The organism is Spirosoma soli, from assembly GCF_042684525.1.
Lineage (GTDB): Bacteria > Bacteroidota > Bacteroidia > Cytophagales > Spirosomataceae > Spirosoma > Spirosoma soli.
Genome location: NZ_JBHULN010000001.1, coordinates 328,214 through 348,311 on the forward strand (window position 1 = coordinate 328,214; position 20,098 = coordinate 348,311).

Consider the following 20,098-nt stretch of genomic DNA (forward strand, 5'->3'; position numbering starts at 1 on the left):
TAAGCACGGTTGCTATTTTGAGAGAACCCCTTTGGTAACCAGATAAGAAACTACCAGCCACAGCAGGCCCTTGATTAAGAAGAAAAGAAAGCCCAGCCAGCCAACGCGCTTAAACCAATATTTAAACCGCTCATTCATACGGTAAAGATAGCGATTTTCAACAGCTGGTCTTACTTACCAGCCTTGTTCGTAAGACAATGTTCCATTGGGTAGCCCTCCAGAACCCGCGTGACCAGCAACGTGTATCTACCTAAGGGCGGGGTATGAAGTTTTGGAGCCTTCGTTTAAAGATGAGATAATCTTTAATAGACCCGAAGAGAGCGTCAGTAATTACTTACGGGCCTAAAACGAAAGTGACAAAGAGCCTCGGTGATACGTATAGATAAACGGTACATTCATAAATTGGGCTATCACCTCTGTAACATAACAATTTATTAACATGACTCAGATACTAGACCGGTAGCTTTGTATCCAAAATACAATTCCCAAAACTTTATGAACAAACAATTACAAAAAACCATCCGAACGTGGCTTTGGTTGATGGTGCTATTGGTGGCACCTGGTGCGGCATGGGCGCAGGTAAGTTTTACCTCCGGCGTTCTATCGTACACCCAAAATTTTAATAATTTAGCTAACACGGGCTCAAGCAACCCATGGACTGACAATTCAACTATAATAGGTTGGTATAGTAGTCGAACCCTATACTTAGCTAACAACGGTAACACTAATACTGGTGGTCTTTACAGCTTCGGAGCCGATGCTACGGATCGTTCGCTAGGTTCTTTAGGGTCCGGTAGTGCCAACCCTGTTTTATATGGAGTACAATTCATTAACAACACGGGAAATGCCATTACATCGATTAACGTACAGTACAAAGGTGAGCAGTGGCGTAAAGGCGCTAACCCCAACAGTCTTACATTCAGCTACAAAGTAGGGGCTACTTCAATCACCGAATCTGATTACACTTCCGTCGGTTCGTTAAGCTTTACAAGTCCTCAATCGGGAACAGTAACCCCTTTGAACATAGATGGTAACAGCACCGGAGGTGTAGTGAGCGCGACCATACCCGTAACCGTAAATAACGGACAAACAGTATGGCTACGTTGGTCTGACGTTGATGATTTAGGAGCAGATGCAGGCTTAGCCATTGACGATCTGACCATAACGGCAACGACACAAGTGCCTGTCACACCAACGGTTAACCTCTCGGTGAGCACAAATACGGCTACCGAAGCAGATGCTACGGTAGTTACGGTAACCGCAACAGCCTCGGCCGCAGTTACAGGCGATCAAACAGTGGCATTAGCCGTTACAGGAACCGGTATTACGACTCAGGATTACATCCTCAGCAGTGCAACCATCACGATTCCTAATGGTACAACGTCTGGCGCGGTTTCATTTACCGTGGCTAACGACGCGCTGGCAGAGGGCACCGAAACAGCTGTACTTACCATCAGCAGTCCATCGTCGGGGCTTGTGCTTGGAAGTACGACAACGCAAAATATTGCTATCACGGATAACGATCAGGCCGGATTTACAACCCTGGAAGGCGACGGGGCTACTACCGTTACCGAAGGGGGTGCTACTGATACGTATACCATCGCGCTGAACAGCCAGCCAACAGCTAACGTCATCTTCACAATTACACCCGATGCTCAGGTTAGTGCCAATCCGCTAAGCCTTACGTTTACAGCGGCCAATTACAGCACCCCTCAAACCGTTACGGTGACAGCCGTGGATGACGCCATTGTAGAGGGCAACCATACTGGCCTTATTACGCAATCCGTTGCCAGCGCTGATGCTGCTTATAACGGATTAGCAGCTCCGTCCATCACGGTAAATATAACCGATAACGATGTCGCTCAGCCGGTATTAACGGCTAACCCAACTACCCTGGCAGGTTTTACAACCACACAGGGTACGACTTCGGCTCCGCAGGTTTACTCGCTGACCGGTAGTAACCTGACGTCACCGGTAGCCGTATCCGCTCCAGCGGGCTTTCAGGTAAGTCTGGATGGCACAACTTTCCAGGATCAGCTGACAGTACCTCTGGTTTCAGGTGGAGTTTCGGCCACCGTTGCGGTTCGCTTAACAGGTGCATCTACAGGTTCACCCAGTGGAAGCATCACGAATTCGGCAGGCAGTTTGACCGCCACAGTAGCCGTCAGCGGACAAGTGAACGCGCCATCGAATTCTTTGTACTATAATCTGGCAGTAGCTCCGTTTACTCAGGACTGGACAAACACAGGACTCATTACCACAAATGATAACTGGAGCGGAGTGCAAAGCATTATCGGCTACCGGGGCGACGAGCTGACGACAGCCACCGGCACAAATCCGCAGACAATTCTTAGCGGTGCCGCAACTCCGGTAAACGTCATTGCGAATCAGACTAACCCAAACACGCTCACTGCAGGTGGCGTTGCTGAGTTTCAGATAACAAACCCATCCATTGGTTTGCAAGGGTCGGGTACGGCCGATGCTCCGCATATTGTCATCTACCTCAACACCACCAACCAAACCAATATCAACGTTGCCTATAACGTTCGTGATCTGGATGGCAGTGGGGATAACGCGATTCAACAGGTGGCTTTACAATACCGCATTGGTGAGTCTGGCAACTTTATCAACATTCCAGAAGGGTATATTGGCGATGCAACATCGGCGAGTGCGGCCACTCAGGTAACCCCTGTCAATGTTACGTTACCAGCCGAAGCCGAAAATCAATCGCAGGTTCAATTGCGCATTATTACGTCTAACGCCGTTGGTAATGATGAGTGGGTAGGTATCGACGACATTGTCATCTCGGGCACAACAGGCACGCCAACCGGCTCGATCGTATCGATTCAGGCTACCGACGCAAACGCTGCTGAAACAGCGGCTGACCCAGGTGTATTTACCATCACACGTACGGGTAGCACAACGGCTCCTATAACCGTCAACTACGTGGTTGGCACTGGAACCGGCCAGGCCATAAACGGTACCGATTATAACCCAACGCTAGCTGGAACGGTTGCACTTGATGCCAATCAGACCAGCGCTACCATCACCGTTACGCCGGTAGACGATGCCTTAATCGAAGGCAACGAGTCGGTGGTGCTGTCACTAACCACTGGTGAAGGATATGCATTGAGCGGCTCTCGCTCAGCAACTGTAGTCATTGCCGATAATGACGTTGTAGCGGGAGGTGTCCGCATTCACGATATCCAGGGGGCCAGCCATGTTTCTCCGCTGGCTACCCAAACGGTCACCAACGTACCGGGTGTTGTCACGACGCTAGCGCCGAATGGCTTCTATATGGAAGATACCACGCCCGACGCCGACCCTGCTACTTCAGAAGGTATTTTCGTCTTTACCTCATCGGCTCCGAGCGTAGCGGTTGGCACTGCGGTGCTGGTATCAGGAACGGTAGCCGAATTTCGTCCGGGTAACAATAACAACAACCTCAGTATAACGCAGATCTCGAACCCGACGGTTGCAACGCAGTCAGTTAACAATACACTGCCTAACCCGACGGTGATTAGTTCGGCGGTGATTGATGGGGCACGGAGAATTCCAACCCAGGTTATCTCGAATGATTTTGTGAATGGTGATGTTGAAAACTCACTGTTTGACCCGGCCGAAGATGGTCTCGATTTCTTCGAGAGTCTGGAAGGCATGCGAGTGCAGATTAACAATCCAGTAACGACGGGCTTCCGGAACGACAATGGCGAGGTCTTCGTCATTGCTGATAATGGTAATGGAGCAACTGGTAAAAACGCTCGGAATACGATTACGATCAGTGGTGCTGACCAGACGGACATCAACGCTGCGCTGATCAACAGCGACTTCAATCCGGAGCGTATTTTAATCGACGATTTACTATCGGGGGCCAACTCGCTGCCGAACGTAAACGTTGGGGCTGTACTGAGCACAATTGTTGGGGTAGTTACCTATGACTTCCAGAACTATCGGGTGCTGCCAACCATCGCTCCAACGGTAGTGACGCCTAATCCGGCTACCAAGGAAATAACGACCTTAACGAACGGTGCTAACCAAGTAACGATTGCTACCTTCAACGTTGAGAACCTCGATCCGGGCGATCCCGACGCCAAGTTCAGCGGTTTGGCCAGTGCTATCGCTACCAACCTAAAATCGCCGGACATTATCGTCCTGGAAGAGATTCAGGACAACAACGGGGCCGGTGGCGGTGGTGTCGTTGATGCCAGTCAAACCTTCCAGAAGCTAATTAATTTCATCACAGCGGCCAACGGACCAACGTATCAGTTCCGGCAGATTAACCCGGTCGATGGCACCAATGGTGGTGAAGGCGGAGGCAATATTCGGGTAGGTTTCCTGTTCAATCCGGCTCGGGTTAGTTTTGTTGATCGGCCAGGTGGCGGTTCAACTACGGCAACAACGGTAACGAACGTAAACGGCAATCCGCAACTTTCGGCCAGCCCCGGTCTGATCGACCCGACGAATTCAGCATTCAGCGGCAGCCGTAAGCCACTGGTGGGCGAATTCACCTTCAACGGACAGACGATATTCGTCATCGGTAACCACTTTACCTCACGGGGTGGTAGCGGAGTACCTACGTCTCGTTTACAACCACCAGCCCAGGGTGGGCAAACGGCCCGTGAATCGCAGGCAGCTATTGTCAATGCGTTTGTGGATCAACTGCTGGCAATAAATCCATCGGCGAACATCGCCGTTATGGGTGACTTCAACGAGTTTCAGTTCTTTCCGGTTCTCCAGATTCTGAAAGGCAACGTATCCGGCCAGCAGCCTGTGCTTGTAAACCTGATCACTACGTTACCAGCCCAGGAGCAATACACTTACAACTTCGATGGTAACGCCCAGGCGCTCGACCATTTTCTGGCCAGCAATAGCCTGTTCAGTAAGTTGAATGGGTTCGATGTTGTTCACATCAATTCAGAGTTCCTCGATCAGTTGAGTGACCATGATCCAAGCTTAGCGCAGTTTACTTTTGCGCCAGTCGCCACTCCCCTAGCGTTGACGCTCACAGCCAGCCCAACCCAGTTAGCAACGACGGGAACTACGACCTTGTCGGCAACGGTATCGGGTGGTACTACACCGTACAGCTATACATTCTCGGGGCCAGGCACAATTACGCAAACGCCAGCCAGCAACACGGCCAGCATATCGGGCCTGACGGCCGGGGTGCAGACCTTTACCGTACTGGTAGCCGATGCTACGTCGCCTGCCAGTCAGACCATTTCGGCGACGGTGAGCGTAACCGTGAATGCAGTTGCTGCGGGCAATATTCAGATTACTGAATTTATGTACGATGGCAATCCAGGTGAATATGTTGAGTTAACCAACGTTGGTAATGCTCCTGTAGACATGACCGGCTGGAGTTTTGATGATAACAGCCGAGCGCCGGGCTCTTTCTCCATCAGCGGTTTCGGCATTGTACAGCCTGGAGAATCAGTTATCATCTCAGAAGCATCAGAACAGGCTTTCCGCACCGCCTGGTATCTCCCAGGCTCTGTTAAGGTAGTGGGAGGCAATACGAACAACCTCGGCCGTAGTGATGAGATTAACATCTACGACAACACTGGCGCGTTGGTTGACCGACTTACGTACAATGACCAAAGTACAGCCGGACTAGTTCGTACACAAAATGTTAGTGCCTGGACGGCTCCAGCGAACCTGAGTGCTACTACTTACAATTCTAGCTGGGTCGCGTCGACCGTTCCTGATGTTCAAAACTCGTATTCCTCGGTAGCGGGCAACGTTGGTAATCCAGGGGGTTACTTCATTCCGCTGAACCGAGTGTTAGTTCGGGTAACCGGTGCCAACACGGCTGTTACCGAAGGCGGTACCACAGATACGTACACCGTTGCACTGAACAGTCAGCCAACGTCAGACGTAACGGTAACGATTAATCCGGGTTCGCAACTAACGGTTAACCCAAGTACGCTAACGTTTACGCCATCGAATTACAGCACAGTGCAAACTGTAACTGTAACCGCGGTTGATGATGCCGTTTTCCAGGGTGCTCCTCGTTCGGTAACGATTACGCAGAGCGCGACCAGTGCCGATGTGACTTACAACGGTATTGCCGTGAATCCGGTTTCGGTAACCATCACGGACAATGATGTAGCGACGACTGCCCCGCCGACGATTCAGGCGGTGAACGCCACTCCGTATATTAATCTGCCAGCCAACGGCCCAGGTTATGTGAGTGGCGTGATCGGTGATCCGACTGATCCGGCCAGCACACTAGGTGTCAGCTTCACATTAACAGACACTGATACGGATGTGAATAGCCTGACCGTTACGGCCAGCAGCAGTACGGCCAACGCTACAGTGAATCTGACCGGAACGGGCAGCACCCGTAACCTGAAAATCACCCCAGCGGGTGTTGGTTATTCGACCATCACCGTAACAGCTACTGATGGTAGCAATGTAGCCAACTACGTTATCAACTACGCGTCGTCAGCCGGGTCAAACACGCCAAATACAACCCGTTTCCATACCGGTGTCAGCGATGCATCGACGGCCATACTGGTCGACAACAACTATATGTTCGTTGCCGACGATGAGAATCAGGTACTGCGTTTGTATAATCGCCAGAACTCAGGTCTACCGGTGAGCGGATTTGATTTCACCTCGTCGCTGGGCTTAACCGACATTTCGGGTGGCACTCCGCGTGAAGTAGACATTGAAGCATCCATTCGGCGAAACAACCGTATTTTCTGGCTGGGTTCGATCAGCAATGCTGATGGCGGTAACCTCCGGCCCAACCGCGACCGTATCTTTGCGACGGATGTTACCGGAAATGGAGCCGCGAGTACGTTGAGCTACGTTGGTCGCTACGACTTCCTGCGCGAAGACATCATTAACTGGGACGTAAACAACGGCCACGGCAAAGGAGCCAACTATTATGGACTTCAGGCTAGTGCGGCTGATGGCATAGGTGCTAAGCAATCGAGCGCATTCAACCTCGAAGGGGCGGAATTTGCTCCAGATGACATTGCGGTGTATCTGGGCTTCCGGGCTCCGCAGGTTCTGCCAGCCAATCGGACCAAAGCGTTGATCATTCCCGTAACCAATTTAACGAGTCTGGTAAGTGGTCAAACGCAGGGTTCGGCTTTATTCGGAGCCCCAATTGAGCTTGATTTGGGTGGCCGTGGTATTCGTGAGATCCGAAAAAATGCTAGCAACCAGTATGTAATCATTGCGGGTCCGGCCGGTGATGCAACGGGTACGGCACCGAGTGATTTCCGGCTGTTCACCTGGACGGGTAATGCTAACGACGCGCCTGTAGAACGTAACACGAACCTGACCGCCTTAAACGCCAATGGTAGTTTTGAATCGATTGTTGAGCTCCCAGCTTCGTTAGACGACAATAGCCAGCTACAATTGCTGGTCGATAATGGCGATGCGGTTCTGTACAATGACGGCACTATTGCCAAAGAATTAGCCCAGAATAATTTCAAGAAGTTCCGCTCTGATATTGTCTCGCTGGGATCGCCTGTTAACACCGTTCCAACACAAGCTGACGTAGCGATTACTTTAACGGCTAGCCCAGATCCGGTGACGGTCAACAACACGTTAACGTACACGTTGGTTGTTGCTAACTCCGGACCAGCGAGTGCTTCGAACGTCAGCGTTGAGTTCCCTCTGCCGAGCGGTACTACTTTCTTTAGTGCAGCAACGCCTGGCGGCTTCTCGGCAACGACTCCAGCCGTTGGGTCAGGCGGCTCAGTAACGTTTACAGGTTCTGGAGCTGTTACTGCCGGATCATCAGCAACGTTTACGGTAAGTGTCACACCTACTGTAGCAAACGCAGCTTTATCGGCGACAGCAACGGTGGCGACTACGGTTTCAGACCCAAATCTGAACAACAACTCAGCGTCGGTCACAACGGTAGTTAATCCTGTAGCGGCTACTCCGCTGGCGTTAACCCTGACAGCTAGCCCAACACAGCTTCTGACTAGCGGTACGACCACACTCTCAGCTACGGTATCGGGCGGCACTATCCCTTACAGCTATGCCTTCTCGGGACCGGGTACCATCACTCCAAATGGCAACTCAGCTACCGTTTCTAGTTTGACGGCGGGTGTGCAGACCTTCACGGTGTTGGTGAGCGATGCGACCAACCCCACTAGCCAGACCATTACCGGAACCGTCAGTGTGACCGTCACCCAGGCCAACATCGCCCCAACAGTAGCTACCACCATTCCGCCCCAGTCAGCCACGGTCGGGCAGGCCTTCAGCTACGTGATTCCAGCTAACACCTTCGCTGACGCCAATGGCGATGCTTTGACACTAACCGTAACTGGGTTACCCCAGGGCCTGAGCTTTAATGGCAGTACAACAGCAATCAGTGGTACGCCAACAACGGCAACGGCAGTCAGTGTCACGGTCGTGGCGACCGATCCGGGCAGCTTGTCAGTAAGCACCACCTTTAGCCTGACGGTGAGCCCGGCACCCGTCATCATTGCACCACTCGCGTTGACTTTGACGGCCAGCCCAAGCCAGTTGCTCACCAGTGGTATGACTACCCTGTCAGCCACCGTATCGGGGGGTACAACGCCCTACAGCTTCAGCTTTAGCGGTCCGGGCACGATCTCCCCAAGTGGCAACACCGCCAGCGTATCGGGGCTAACGGCGGGTGTGCAAACCTTCACCCTGCTGGTGAGCGATGCGACCAGCCCCACTAGCCAGACCCTCTCGGCCTCGGTGAGTGTGACAGTGAGTGAGGCCAACACCGCCCCTACCACCACTGGCATACCCAATCAGACCGCTACCGTAGGACAGTCATTCAGCCTGGATCTGGCTACAGCCTTCTCTGACGCCCAGACGCCCAATAGCTTGACGCTCTCAGCGACAGGCTTGCCAGCAGGGCTGAACCTGACAGGCAGCACCCTCAGCGGGACGGCTAGCCAGACAGGCACTTCAACGGTGACGGTAACGGCTACTGATCCGGGCAGCTTGTCAGCCAGCACCAGCTTCACCCTCACCGTGCTGCCTCAGTCCATGACCAGCACGGCTCCCTTTGCCATTACGGGAGTAACCACTCTGGGCTGTACACCCGTGGGTGATCGGATCAATCTGAGCTTCACTCCCCAGTACGCTGGCCTGAGTGGAGCACCGGTGAGCTTCTCAGTAGTCAATGAGCTCTTGCCCACCACCCAGCCCGGACCTTACAGCCTGAGTCTGTACTCCGACAACCCCATCATCACCTTGCAGGCTCAGCAGGCAGGGGTCACTACCAGCTTTGTCTACAACTGGCTAGCGGCTTGTCAGAACAACCAAGGTGGGCAGAACACTCCTCCAACGGTGCTCACCCCGGTGGCCAACCAGACGGCCACCCAAGGACAGCTCTTCAGCTTAAACCTAGCGGGCACCTTTACTGACCAAGAGACGCCTACGAACCTGACCTTGTCCGCCAGTGGTCTGCCCCAGGGTCTGAACCTGAGTGGCAGCACCCTCAGCGGTACGGCTAGCCAGACAGGCACTTCAACGGTGACCCTCACGGCTACTGATCCCGGCAGCTTGTCGGTAAGCACCAGCTTCACCATCACCGTGCTGCCTCAGTCAGGTACAGCTACATCACCCTTTGCCATCACCGGCGTAACCACTCTGGGCTGTACACCCGTAGGTGATCGGGTTAACATCAGCTTCACTCCCCAGTACGCTGGCCTGAGTGGAGCACCGGTGAGCTTCTCGGTGGTCAATGAGCTGTTGCCTACCACCCAGCCTGGGCCTTACAGCCTGAGTCTGTACTCCGACAATCCGGTCATCACTTTGCAGGCTCAGCAGGCAGGGGTCACTACCAGCTTTGTCTACAACTGGCTAGCAGCTTGTCAGAACAACCAAGGTGGGCAGAACACTCCTCCAACGGTAGCCACGCCAGTGGCCAACCAGACAGCCACCCAAGGGCAGTTCTTTAGCTTAAACCTAGCGGGCACCTTTACTGACCAAGAGACGCCTACGAACCTGACCTTGTCCGCCAGTGGTCTGCCTCAGGGCCTGAACCTGACGGGCAGCACCCTCAGCGGGACGGCTTCTGTGAGTGGGGTGAGCACTGTAACCCTCACGGCTACTGATCCCGGCAGCTTGTCAGCGAGCACCAGCTTCACCCTCACCGTGCTGCCTCAGTCAGGTACGGCTACATCACCGTTCGCCATCACCGGTGTGAGCACTATCAGCTGTACACCCGTGGGTGATCGGATCAATCTGAGCTTCACCCCTCAGTACGCTGGCCTGAGTGGAGCACCGGTGAGCTTCTCAGTAGTCAATGAGCTCTTGCCCACCACCCAGCCCGGGCCTTACAGCCTGAGTCTGTACTCCGACAATCCGGTCATCACCTTGCAGGCTCAGCAGGCAGGGGTCACTACCAGCTTTGTCTACAACTGGCTGACGGCTTGTAACAGTCAGGCTCGTGTCGGGGCTAAGGCGGAGGTTCCGCTCACAGTCACACTGCTAGGCAATCCGGTTCATACTGTAGTAGAGGCCGAGGTGACCGGCGCGGAAGGCAATGCACTTCGTCTCTTCCTGACGGATGCTCAGGGACGGGTCTTGCACCAACGCCAAGTGGAGCGAGCAGGTGCCGTTGAGAAGGTACGTTTCTCAATTGGTAATCATACCGGAGGTGTGCTACTGCTCCGAGCTACTATGCCAGGCCAATCGCAAACGGTCCGGGTATTGAAGGCTGACTAGCCAACATACTGTAATTCCGTAAAACTAAAACTGCCCAGGCTAGCTAGCCTGGGCAGTTTTAGTTTTTATAATAGCTAAGCAAGGTTTAAACAGAGCTAAAGACACACATTCCCACAAAAGATATATTAAATATTAAGTTTACAATTACTATATTATATAAATACTTCCCATATGCAATCTATAAGTAAAGTATAATTAGCTAATCCTCCAGTATTTTTTCTATTTAACTTATACAAGACATATAAGAGCGTTTTACCAAGTCGTACTCTTAAATACCATAAAAATTTATATGCAAACAAATATAAAAAATCTATTATAAATATAGATTATAATATGTTTATCGCATCTATAAATTATATACAAATGCACAGTAATCGTTTACCTACCGTATAATAAATACAATTAAATATAATTTTTATACAAATCCAAGGTAGTAACTTCAAAGTCCAATTAGGTATTGTTATCCCTCCACGCCATGATTTATGCTCAACGCGAGAGCATGTGTTCCGCTATTCCTGTTTTCGGTTATGTCCTCTCCGGACGATGTGCAGCTCTGCCAACCAGTTTCAATTTATTACGGCATTCGCCCAAATTCAACATGTCTTGATTGAGCGCAAGGCCTTCTAAGCTCGTATTAATCATTCAATCGAGCAGGTCCTTAATTACCACAAGTTTTACTACAATTTTCCCTTACGAATTCTTTAATCAACTAATTCCATTCACTATTTATGAGAGATTATCTACTCTGCGGTAGGTTGCTAAAAGCAATCTGCATGTTCATTGCGTTTATTAGTGCGTTAGGTATGCAGGCACAAACGAATCCGGCTGCATTTGACCTTTCAACTGGGCCTTACAGCTTTACTAGTTGGGCAGCTACTTCGCTAGCCACCACTTATCCGGCGAGTATGGTTTTCCATACTACAGTGTCTTCAGCCGCATCTACTACGAATGTGGCAACGGGCGATTTCCAGTGTGCTTACAACGTTACAAGCCGCTCTCGTATCAAAGGTTTAGATGGAAATGGTATCAGTTTTGTTAATACTTCAAATGGCAATAACAACGACTGTTCAGCTAACGGAAATAATTACGCATTAGATGCTACACTTGGATTAAACTCCACAGGTAGGACAGCTATTCAGGTCCAATGGACAGGTGGCACTATCGCCGGAAGCGATGGCCCAACACCCCGTATTTGGAGTATACAGTTACAATATCGAATAGGAGCAGCTGGATCATTCACAAATGTTACAGGAGCGGTTTACACATCTTCGTCTACAGGAGATACTCAGTTATTAGGACCGTATTCGCTACCGTCCACATGTGACAACCAGTCACTAGTTCAGTTACGCTGGGTTTACTATCAAGCAGCTACTACCGGAGGTGGTACACGTCCAGAATTACGCTTAGATAATATCGCTGTTACTTCACAAGCTATTTGCCCCAACATAACCGCTTCTTTAAACGGCGCAACAACTATTTGCACGGGCAGCGGTGCCAATCTGACGGCGATCATTACGGGCGGTACAGGACCTTACTCGTTAACATACTCAAACGGATCAACGAATACGGTAGTCTCTAATTATACCAGTGGGGCAGCTATTCCGGTTAGCCCAACAGCTACGACAACGTATTCAATTGTTAGAATAGCAGATGCTAATGCCTGTCCCGCTGTAGTAAGTGGAAGCAGTCAAACCGTAACTGTTAATTCTGTTCCTACCGTCGCTGACGCCGGAGCATCGCAGACGATTGTTGCCGGCAACGCTGCTACGTTAGCCGCTAATACGCCTTCAACCGGCACTGGTAGCTGGTCCGTTTTCAGCGGACCATCAACAGATGCGGCTCAGTTTAGCAGTACAACTAGCCCAATGGCAACCTTTACACCGGCTGGTGGTGTAGGGGATTATGTGTTGACCTGGACCATCAGCAATGCGCCTTGTACGCCATCGAGCAGCAATGTTACTATTACAGCAAAAAGTCCAGCGCCAACCTGCGGCACCATTAATGTGCCCGCTGATTATCCAACCATTCAAGCGGCAGTCAGCGCAGCCTGCGCGGGCGCTGTCATTCAGGTGGCTTCGGGGACGTATAACGAGCAGGTGTTTATTAACAAAGCCCTTACAATTATTGGAGTTGGCGGCTCCAAACCCATCATCAATTTTACAGGCACCCCAGCCTTGGCGAGCGGACGACTAACGCTATTTGAAATTACGGCTCCTTCGGTGACTATTGAGAACCTAAACTTCAAAGTAGATTTGAGCAAACTAGGGAGCGCCATCATTGCCAGCGCGGCTAACGTGAGCAACCTTACCGTAAAAACTAATACTATCGAACCTTACCGTTCGGGTGGTCTGGTTGCCTTCGGAGTACGAAATGCCGTTAATATCAACTATGGTGCCTTCCGGGTAAGCAATACCAATCCGTCCAATATTCTGGCTGATGGTAATAGTATTACGTACAATGATGGTGGCACGGCTGGCAATACGGCAGACGACGCTGGTTTTCGGGCGGGATTTGCCGTTGATGAAGGCGGTGGACTATTCACGGGGAATACCATCCAGACCGTTAGTCAGGATATTGAAGCACGATTTGGCTCGGCTGGCAACATCACCATCACCAACAATATAATAAGAGGTGGTGGCGTGAACCTGGCCGAATATAACGCAGGAGCGGGTACAATCACCGTGTCTACTAATACGTTTGATGGAACTTTCGGCAGTACATACACCTCTGCGCTACGGCTCAAGAACAATAACGCCAATAAAACGACTATTGTGTCTGGCAACACGTTTACCGGCCACAACTGGGGAGTCAGCCTAGAAAATTATCCGGCAGTAACAGTCAGTGATAATCAGTTTACGCCCGCTGCCAGCTCGACTACGTATCGCCATGTAACGGTTAATACGAAGGAGATCAGTTCATCCAGTGGCTCGGCAGCTCCATTTGTCGGGGGCGTGTTTACCAAAAACATCTTTAATGGGTCAGGAACTACAGGTGGGACCGCCGTTGCCTTTTATAACCACGATAATGATAGCCCGACATTCGGCGCGATCACATTGGGAACGGCTGGGAATGAAAACACCTTTAATGCTGGAATTGCTACGTTTATTCGGCATGATAACAGCACCGGGCCTTCCGCAACAGGTACTGGACCGAACAACTACATAGGAGCGCCCGGTTTTCCGGAATATGGTGGAAACGTAGTTCCAACCACGATGAGTTACTGGACGCCCAATCTCAATGCGTCCAATAATAAGTTTGACGTAGGCACCGGCCCTAAACTAGCGGCTGCCTTGACGGCTTCCGAACGGGCCACGCTGGAAACCCAACTCTTCCACAAGCCCGACGATGCGAACGTAGGCTTGATCACGTATTTCTCGCCAGTACGTAACGTCACACAAAATACGTTCTTCAACACCATCCAGTCAGCCATTGATGCAGCTAACGCTAATGATGTAATTGAACTCGCCGAAAACGTGTTTAGTGAGCGAGCTACGATTACTAAGCCATTAACACTGACGGGCGTTAGCCAGACGGGGACAATCATTGATGGTACAGGGTTGGGGGCTGGTAACGGCTTAACACTAACCGATGGGGTGGCCGGTATTACAGTCGCCAACATGCGTATTCGGTCGTTCGCCAATAGTGGCATCTACGCTAAGAACAACGACAACCTCGTCGTTCGTCATGTAGAAGCTCTTAACAACGGGGAACGAGGTATCTACCTCGAACCATCAAATGGGTTACCGTTAAGTAACGTCACGATTACAGACAATATACTCGATGGTAACACGAACCGAGGTCTATGGATCATTAATGGCAATAAAGTAGGGTTAACAATCACCAATAACCTGGCTCGTAATAACGGGTTAACGGGTCTTGATGTGAGTGAAGGAACTGTCACCGGCGCTACGATTACCAGCAATACACTCACCGGTAACGGAGATGCGGGTTTGTCAGTACTGGGGGCTAATGTAGGCGGAGCGGCAAACCTGATTGCCAATAACACGTTGATTGACAACGGCCGTTTTGGTATTGAAGTAAAATCTTCTGTTGGTACCGGTGCCACATCGGGTCCGGGTAGCTTAGTCGTTGAAAACAACACCGTTAGTCGCACAAGCGCGTTTACTCCCCCTTCAGGTGCTACACGCGATTTGGCGGGTATTGCCATTATTCATCGTAGTGCTGCTGTTAGTATCCCATCACCTGAAACACCTCGGGGGATTGTTGTCCGCAACAATACCGTCAGTGGTTTTGTCAATCCAACGGCAGGGGATGGTTTTGGTATTGTAGTAGAAGGAGTGAATTACCTCGTGACGGGCAACACCGTAACGGGTAACGAAGTAGGCATCCAAGAGCAGCAAACGCTAATCGGTGAACGCGGCCGTCCTTCTAATGACTCTCCGCAAGGCGATGGCACCGACTATTTCGATCGGGGTAACTCATTAGCGGCTTGCGGTGTCATCACGGGTAACAACGTCAGTGGCAACACGATCACCGACCAGCGCCGGGTAGGACCAGCACCGTTTGCCGTAACAGCTACAGCTAGTGCTAGCAGCGTGTGCGTTGGCCAACCCTTTAGCCTGTCAGCACTGGTGGTCAATGGCAACAGCCCCTATACGTACCAGTGGACAGCCTCAACCGGCAATTCGGTTTCTCCTACTGATGCTATCACAGCTCAGGCAACGGTAGCCGCTTCGGGCGTACAGACATTTACGGTCACGGCAACCGACACATTTGGCTGTATCAGTAGCAATACCGTGAGCGTAACGAGTGCGGCTGGCCCGGTCATTACAGCCCAGCCTGCGGCATCGTCTGTTGTTTGTACTGGCAGTCCAGTAAGCATCAGTTTAAGTACGGCCAATGCTACCACTTATCAGTTCTACAAAGATGGTGCGCTTCTTACCGATGGAGCCGTCCCAGAAACAGGTATCATTACGTACCTCATTGCTAATGCTCAAGCGAGTGACGCGGGAAGTTATTCAGTACTAGTCAGTGGGGCAGGAGCCTGTAGCACTGTTACGTCAAACACGTTTAGTTTAACGGTCAGCTCCGTACCCACGGCTACGCTGACGGCGAGTGGTACACTGACTTGTGCTCAGATCAGTGTAACCTTAACGGCTGGTGGCGGACAAAGCTATGCCTTTGCGGGACCGGGTCTAGTCTCACAAGATCCGATCTCAGGTACAGCCGTTGTTAATGTAGGAGGTACCTACTCGGTAACAGCCACATCTGCGGGCGGTTGTAGCAACACGGCCACGACTAGTGTAGGTTCGAACACTGCAACCGTAACAGCCAGCATTACTCCAAGCAGTGCAACCCTGACCTGCGCCAGCCCATCAGTTTCACTCACTGCTAGTGGAGGAAGCACTTACCTGTGGAACGACAACACAACCAATCCTATTCGTACTGTGAGTGCCTCGGGCACTTACTCAGTAACGGTAACGAGCGCTAACGGCTGCACCAGCGCTGCTACCAGCACTGTAGTCTCTGAGACAACTGTGCCAACGGCTTCACTAACGGCGAGCGGTACGTTGACCTGTGCTCAGACTAGCGTTACGCTCACCGCTAGTGGCGGACAGAGCTATCTCTTTACCGGACCGGGCTTAGTCTCGCAAGATCCGATCTCAGGTACAGCCGTTGTCAATACGGCAGGCACTTACTCGGTAACGGTCACCTCAACTAACGGCTGTTCTGTCTCCGCCACTACGAACGTGACCTCTGAGACAGCAGTACCTACAGCCAGCATCCTCCCCACCAGTGCCACGCTTACCTGTGCTAGCCCGTCGGTTTCGCTGACGGCCAGCGGAGGTACCACTTACTTGTGGGATGATAATACAACCAACCCCGTTCGCACTGTGAGTACCTCGGGGACCTACTCTGTAACGGTAATTAGCACTAACGGTTGCACCAGCGTAGCAACAGCCAGTGTGGTATCTGACACAGCTGTACCTGGGTTAACTCTAGCTAAGAGCAACGACATCAGTTGTGGAGTAAGCAGTGCTACACTGACGGCTAACGTCACACCTCTGGGCTCGTACACATACGCTTTCGGACCTGGCGCTACCCAAGTGGGTAATACCAACCAGGCTACCGTCAGTACGGGAGGCTTGTACTCGGTGACGGTCACCTCAACTAACGGCTGTTCTGTCTCGGCCATCACCAATGTGACCTCTGACACAGCTGTGCCAACGGCTACACTGACGGCGAGCGGTACATTGACCTGCGCTCAGACTAGTGTTACGCTTACTGCAGGTGGAGGGCAGAGCTACGCCTTTTCGGGCCCAAGCTTAGTATCTCAGGACCCTGTCTCGGGTACGGCTGTGGCCAATCTAGGAGGCCTCTACTCAGTGACGGTCACTTCAGCTGGCGGCTGTACAGCGGTACAGACGACTACAGTCACATCAGTAACTAATGTATCAACGCCTGACTTCGCCACTCGAAACAATCAAGCAATCGCCGATGGGTTGACAAGCGTCACGGTTACGCAAAATAGTCCAGCAGTTATCTTCACGGCTACTAATTGCAGCGGAACGCTCAAATGGACTGGTATCACTCAAATGGGGACCACAACGCTAAACGCTCCTACCTCAGCGACGGGTATTTTTGGCTACTTTGCCACATGTACAGTAGGTAGTTGCGTGAGTAGTCAAGCCGAAGTAGTGGTTACCATTATTCCAGCCAATGTAGCCCCAACGGTAGCTAATACGATACCGCCCCAGTCGGCTACAGTTGGTCAGGCGTATAGTTATGCCATTCCGGCGAATACATTCGCGGATGCTAATGGTGATGCTCTGACACTATCCGTAAGCGGTTTACCACAGGGACTCAGCTTTAACGGAAGCACAACGACCATCAGCGGGATGCCGACAACGGCCACAGCGGTCAGTGTAACAGTGGTAGCCACCGATTCGGGTAGTTTATCGGTCAGCAGCACGTTTAGTTTTACAGTGAGCCCCGCTCCAGTAGTTATAGCTCCACTGGCTCTAACGCTGACAGCCAGTCCACCACAGCTTCTGACTAGCGGTACGACCACACTCTCAGCTACGGTATCAGGAGGCACAATGCCTTACAGCTTCAGCTTCGCAGGACCGGGCACCATCACCCAAACGCCAGCTAGTAGCTCAGCGACCATCTCGGGCCTGACAGCCGGGGTGCAGACCTTCACCCTGCTGGTGAGCGATGCGACCACCCCTGCCAGCCAGACCCTCTCGGCCTCGGTGAGTGTGACGGTGAGTGAGGCCAACACCGCCCCTACCACCACCGGCATACCCAATCAGACCGCTACCGTAGGACAGGCGTTTAGCTTGGATCTGGCTACAGCCTTCTCTGACGCCCAGACGCCCAATAGCTTGACGCTCTCAGCCAGTGGTCTGCCTCAGGGGCTGAGCCTGACAGGCAGCACCCTCAGCGGGACGGCTAGCCAGACAGGCACTTCAACGGTGACCCTCACGGCTACTGATCCGGGCAGCTTGTCGGTAAGCACCAGCTTCACCCTCACCGTGCTGCCTCAGTCAGGTACAGCTACATCACCGTTCGCCATCACCGGTGTGAGCACTATCAGCTGTACACCCGTGGGTGATCGGATTAATCTGAGCTTCACCCCTCAGTACGCTGGCCTGAGTGGAGCACCGGTGAGCTTCTCAGTGGTCAATGAGCTCTTGCCTACCACCCAGCCCGGGCCTTACAGCCTGAGTCTGTACTCCGACAATCCGGTCATCACCTTGCAGGCTCAGCAGGCAGGGGTCACTACCAGCTTTGTCTACAACTGGCTAGCAGCTTGTCAGAACAATCAAGGTGGGCAGAACACCCCTCCAACGGTAGCCACGCCAGTGGCCAACCAGACGACCACCCAAGGGCAGTTCTTTAGTCTCAACCTGGGGGCTACCTTCACCGATGCTCAGACGCCCAACAGCCTGCTGCTTTCGGCCACAGGCTTACCAGCAGGGCTGAACCTGACAGGCAGCACCCTCAGCGGGACGGCTAGCCAGACAGGCACTTCAACAGTGACCCTCACGGCTACTGATCCCGGCAGCTTGTCAGCGAGCACCAGCTTCATCCTCACGGTGCTACCTCAGTCAGGTACGGCTACATCACCCTTTGCCATCACCGGCGTAACCACTCTGGGCTGCACCCCCGTGGGTGATCGGATCAATCTGAGCTTCACTCCTCAGTACGCTGGCCTGAGTGGAGCACCGGTGAGCTTCTCGGTGGTCAACGAGCTCTTGCCTACCACCCAGCCCGGGCCTTACAGCCTGAGTCTGTACTCCGACAATCCGGTCATCACCTTGCAGGCTCAGCAGGCAGGGGTCACTACCAGCTTTGTCTACAACTGGCTAGCAGCTTGTCAGAACAATCAAGGTGGGCAGAACACCCCTCCAACGGTAGCCACGCCAGTGGCCAACCAGACAGCCACCCAAGGGCAGTTCTTTAGTCTCGACCTGGGGGGCACCTTCACCGATGCCCAGACGCCCAACAGCCTGCTGCTTTCGGCCACAGGCTTGCCTCAAGGCCTGAGCTTGACAGGCAGCACCCTCAGCGGTACGGCTTCTGTGAGTGGGGTGAGCACTGTAACCCTCACGGCTACTGATCCCGGCAGCTTGTCGGTAAGCACCAGCTTCACCCTCACGGTGCTACCTCAGTCCATGACCAGCACGGCTCCCTTTGCCATTACGGGAGTAACCACCCTCAGCTGTACACCCGTGGGCGATCGGATCAATCTGAGCTTCACTCCCCAGTACGCTGGCCTGAGTGGAGGGCCGGTGAGCTTCTCGGTGGTCAATGAGCTCTTGCCTACCACTCAGCCCGGGCCTTACAGCCTGAGTCTGTACTCCGACAATCCGGTCATCACCTTGCAGGCTCAGCAGGCAGGGGTCACTACCAGCTTTGTCTACAACTGGCTAGCAGCTTGTAACAGTCAAGCTCGTGTAGGGGCTAAGGCGGAGGTTCCGCTCACAGTCACACTGCTAGGCAATCCGGTTGAAGATGAGTTTGTCGTTCGTTTGGAAGGAGCAAAAGGCCACCGAGTACAGTTATTGCTAACTGATATGAGCGGTCAAGTGGTGACCGAGCGATCTGTTGACGTAACCAGCACGAAACATCAGGAGCAATTCAACCTGGGTAAACGTTCGGCAGGACTATACCTGCTTCGAGTAAGTACAAAGCAGGAAACAATAACGGTGAAGGTTGTTAAGCAGTAAGTCTGATTGATCGGACACTTACGAAAGCAATCATTCATTAAGTAAAAAGCCGCGTTTTGGAATCGAACGCGGCTTTTTTATAAGAATATTCTTAAGCTAAATTACTAATTGACCGTCACCACTTGCAACTTATCAGTGACTCACGAGCTAATTTGAGTAAAAATTAGGGCAAAAAAAGCCGATTTGTCGCTTAGATAGTTGTGATAAAAGAACCAAAACAGTGC

General features: G+C 52.2%; 2 protein-coding genes. Both read left to right on the forward strand.

Annotation, left to right across the window (positions count from 1 at the left end):
- The first annotated feature begins 495 nt into the window (after positions 1-495).
- Positions 496-10,677 (forward strand): putative Ig domain-containing protein, encoded by a 10,182-nt coding sequence (locus tag ACFSUS_RS01315; RefSeq protein ID WP_381517988.1) that lies wholly within the window; start codon positions 496-498, stop codon positions 10,675-10,677.
- A gap of 728 nt (positions 10,678-11,405) precedes the next feature.
- Entirely contained in the window at positions 11,406-19,874 is an 8,469-nt protein-coding gene (locus tag ACFSUS_RS01320) for a putative Ig domain-containing protein (protein ID WP_381517991.1), read from the forward strand.
- The last annotated feature ends 224 nt before the right edge of the window (positions 19,875-20,098 follow it).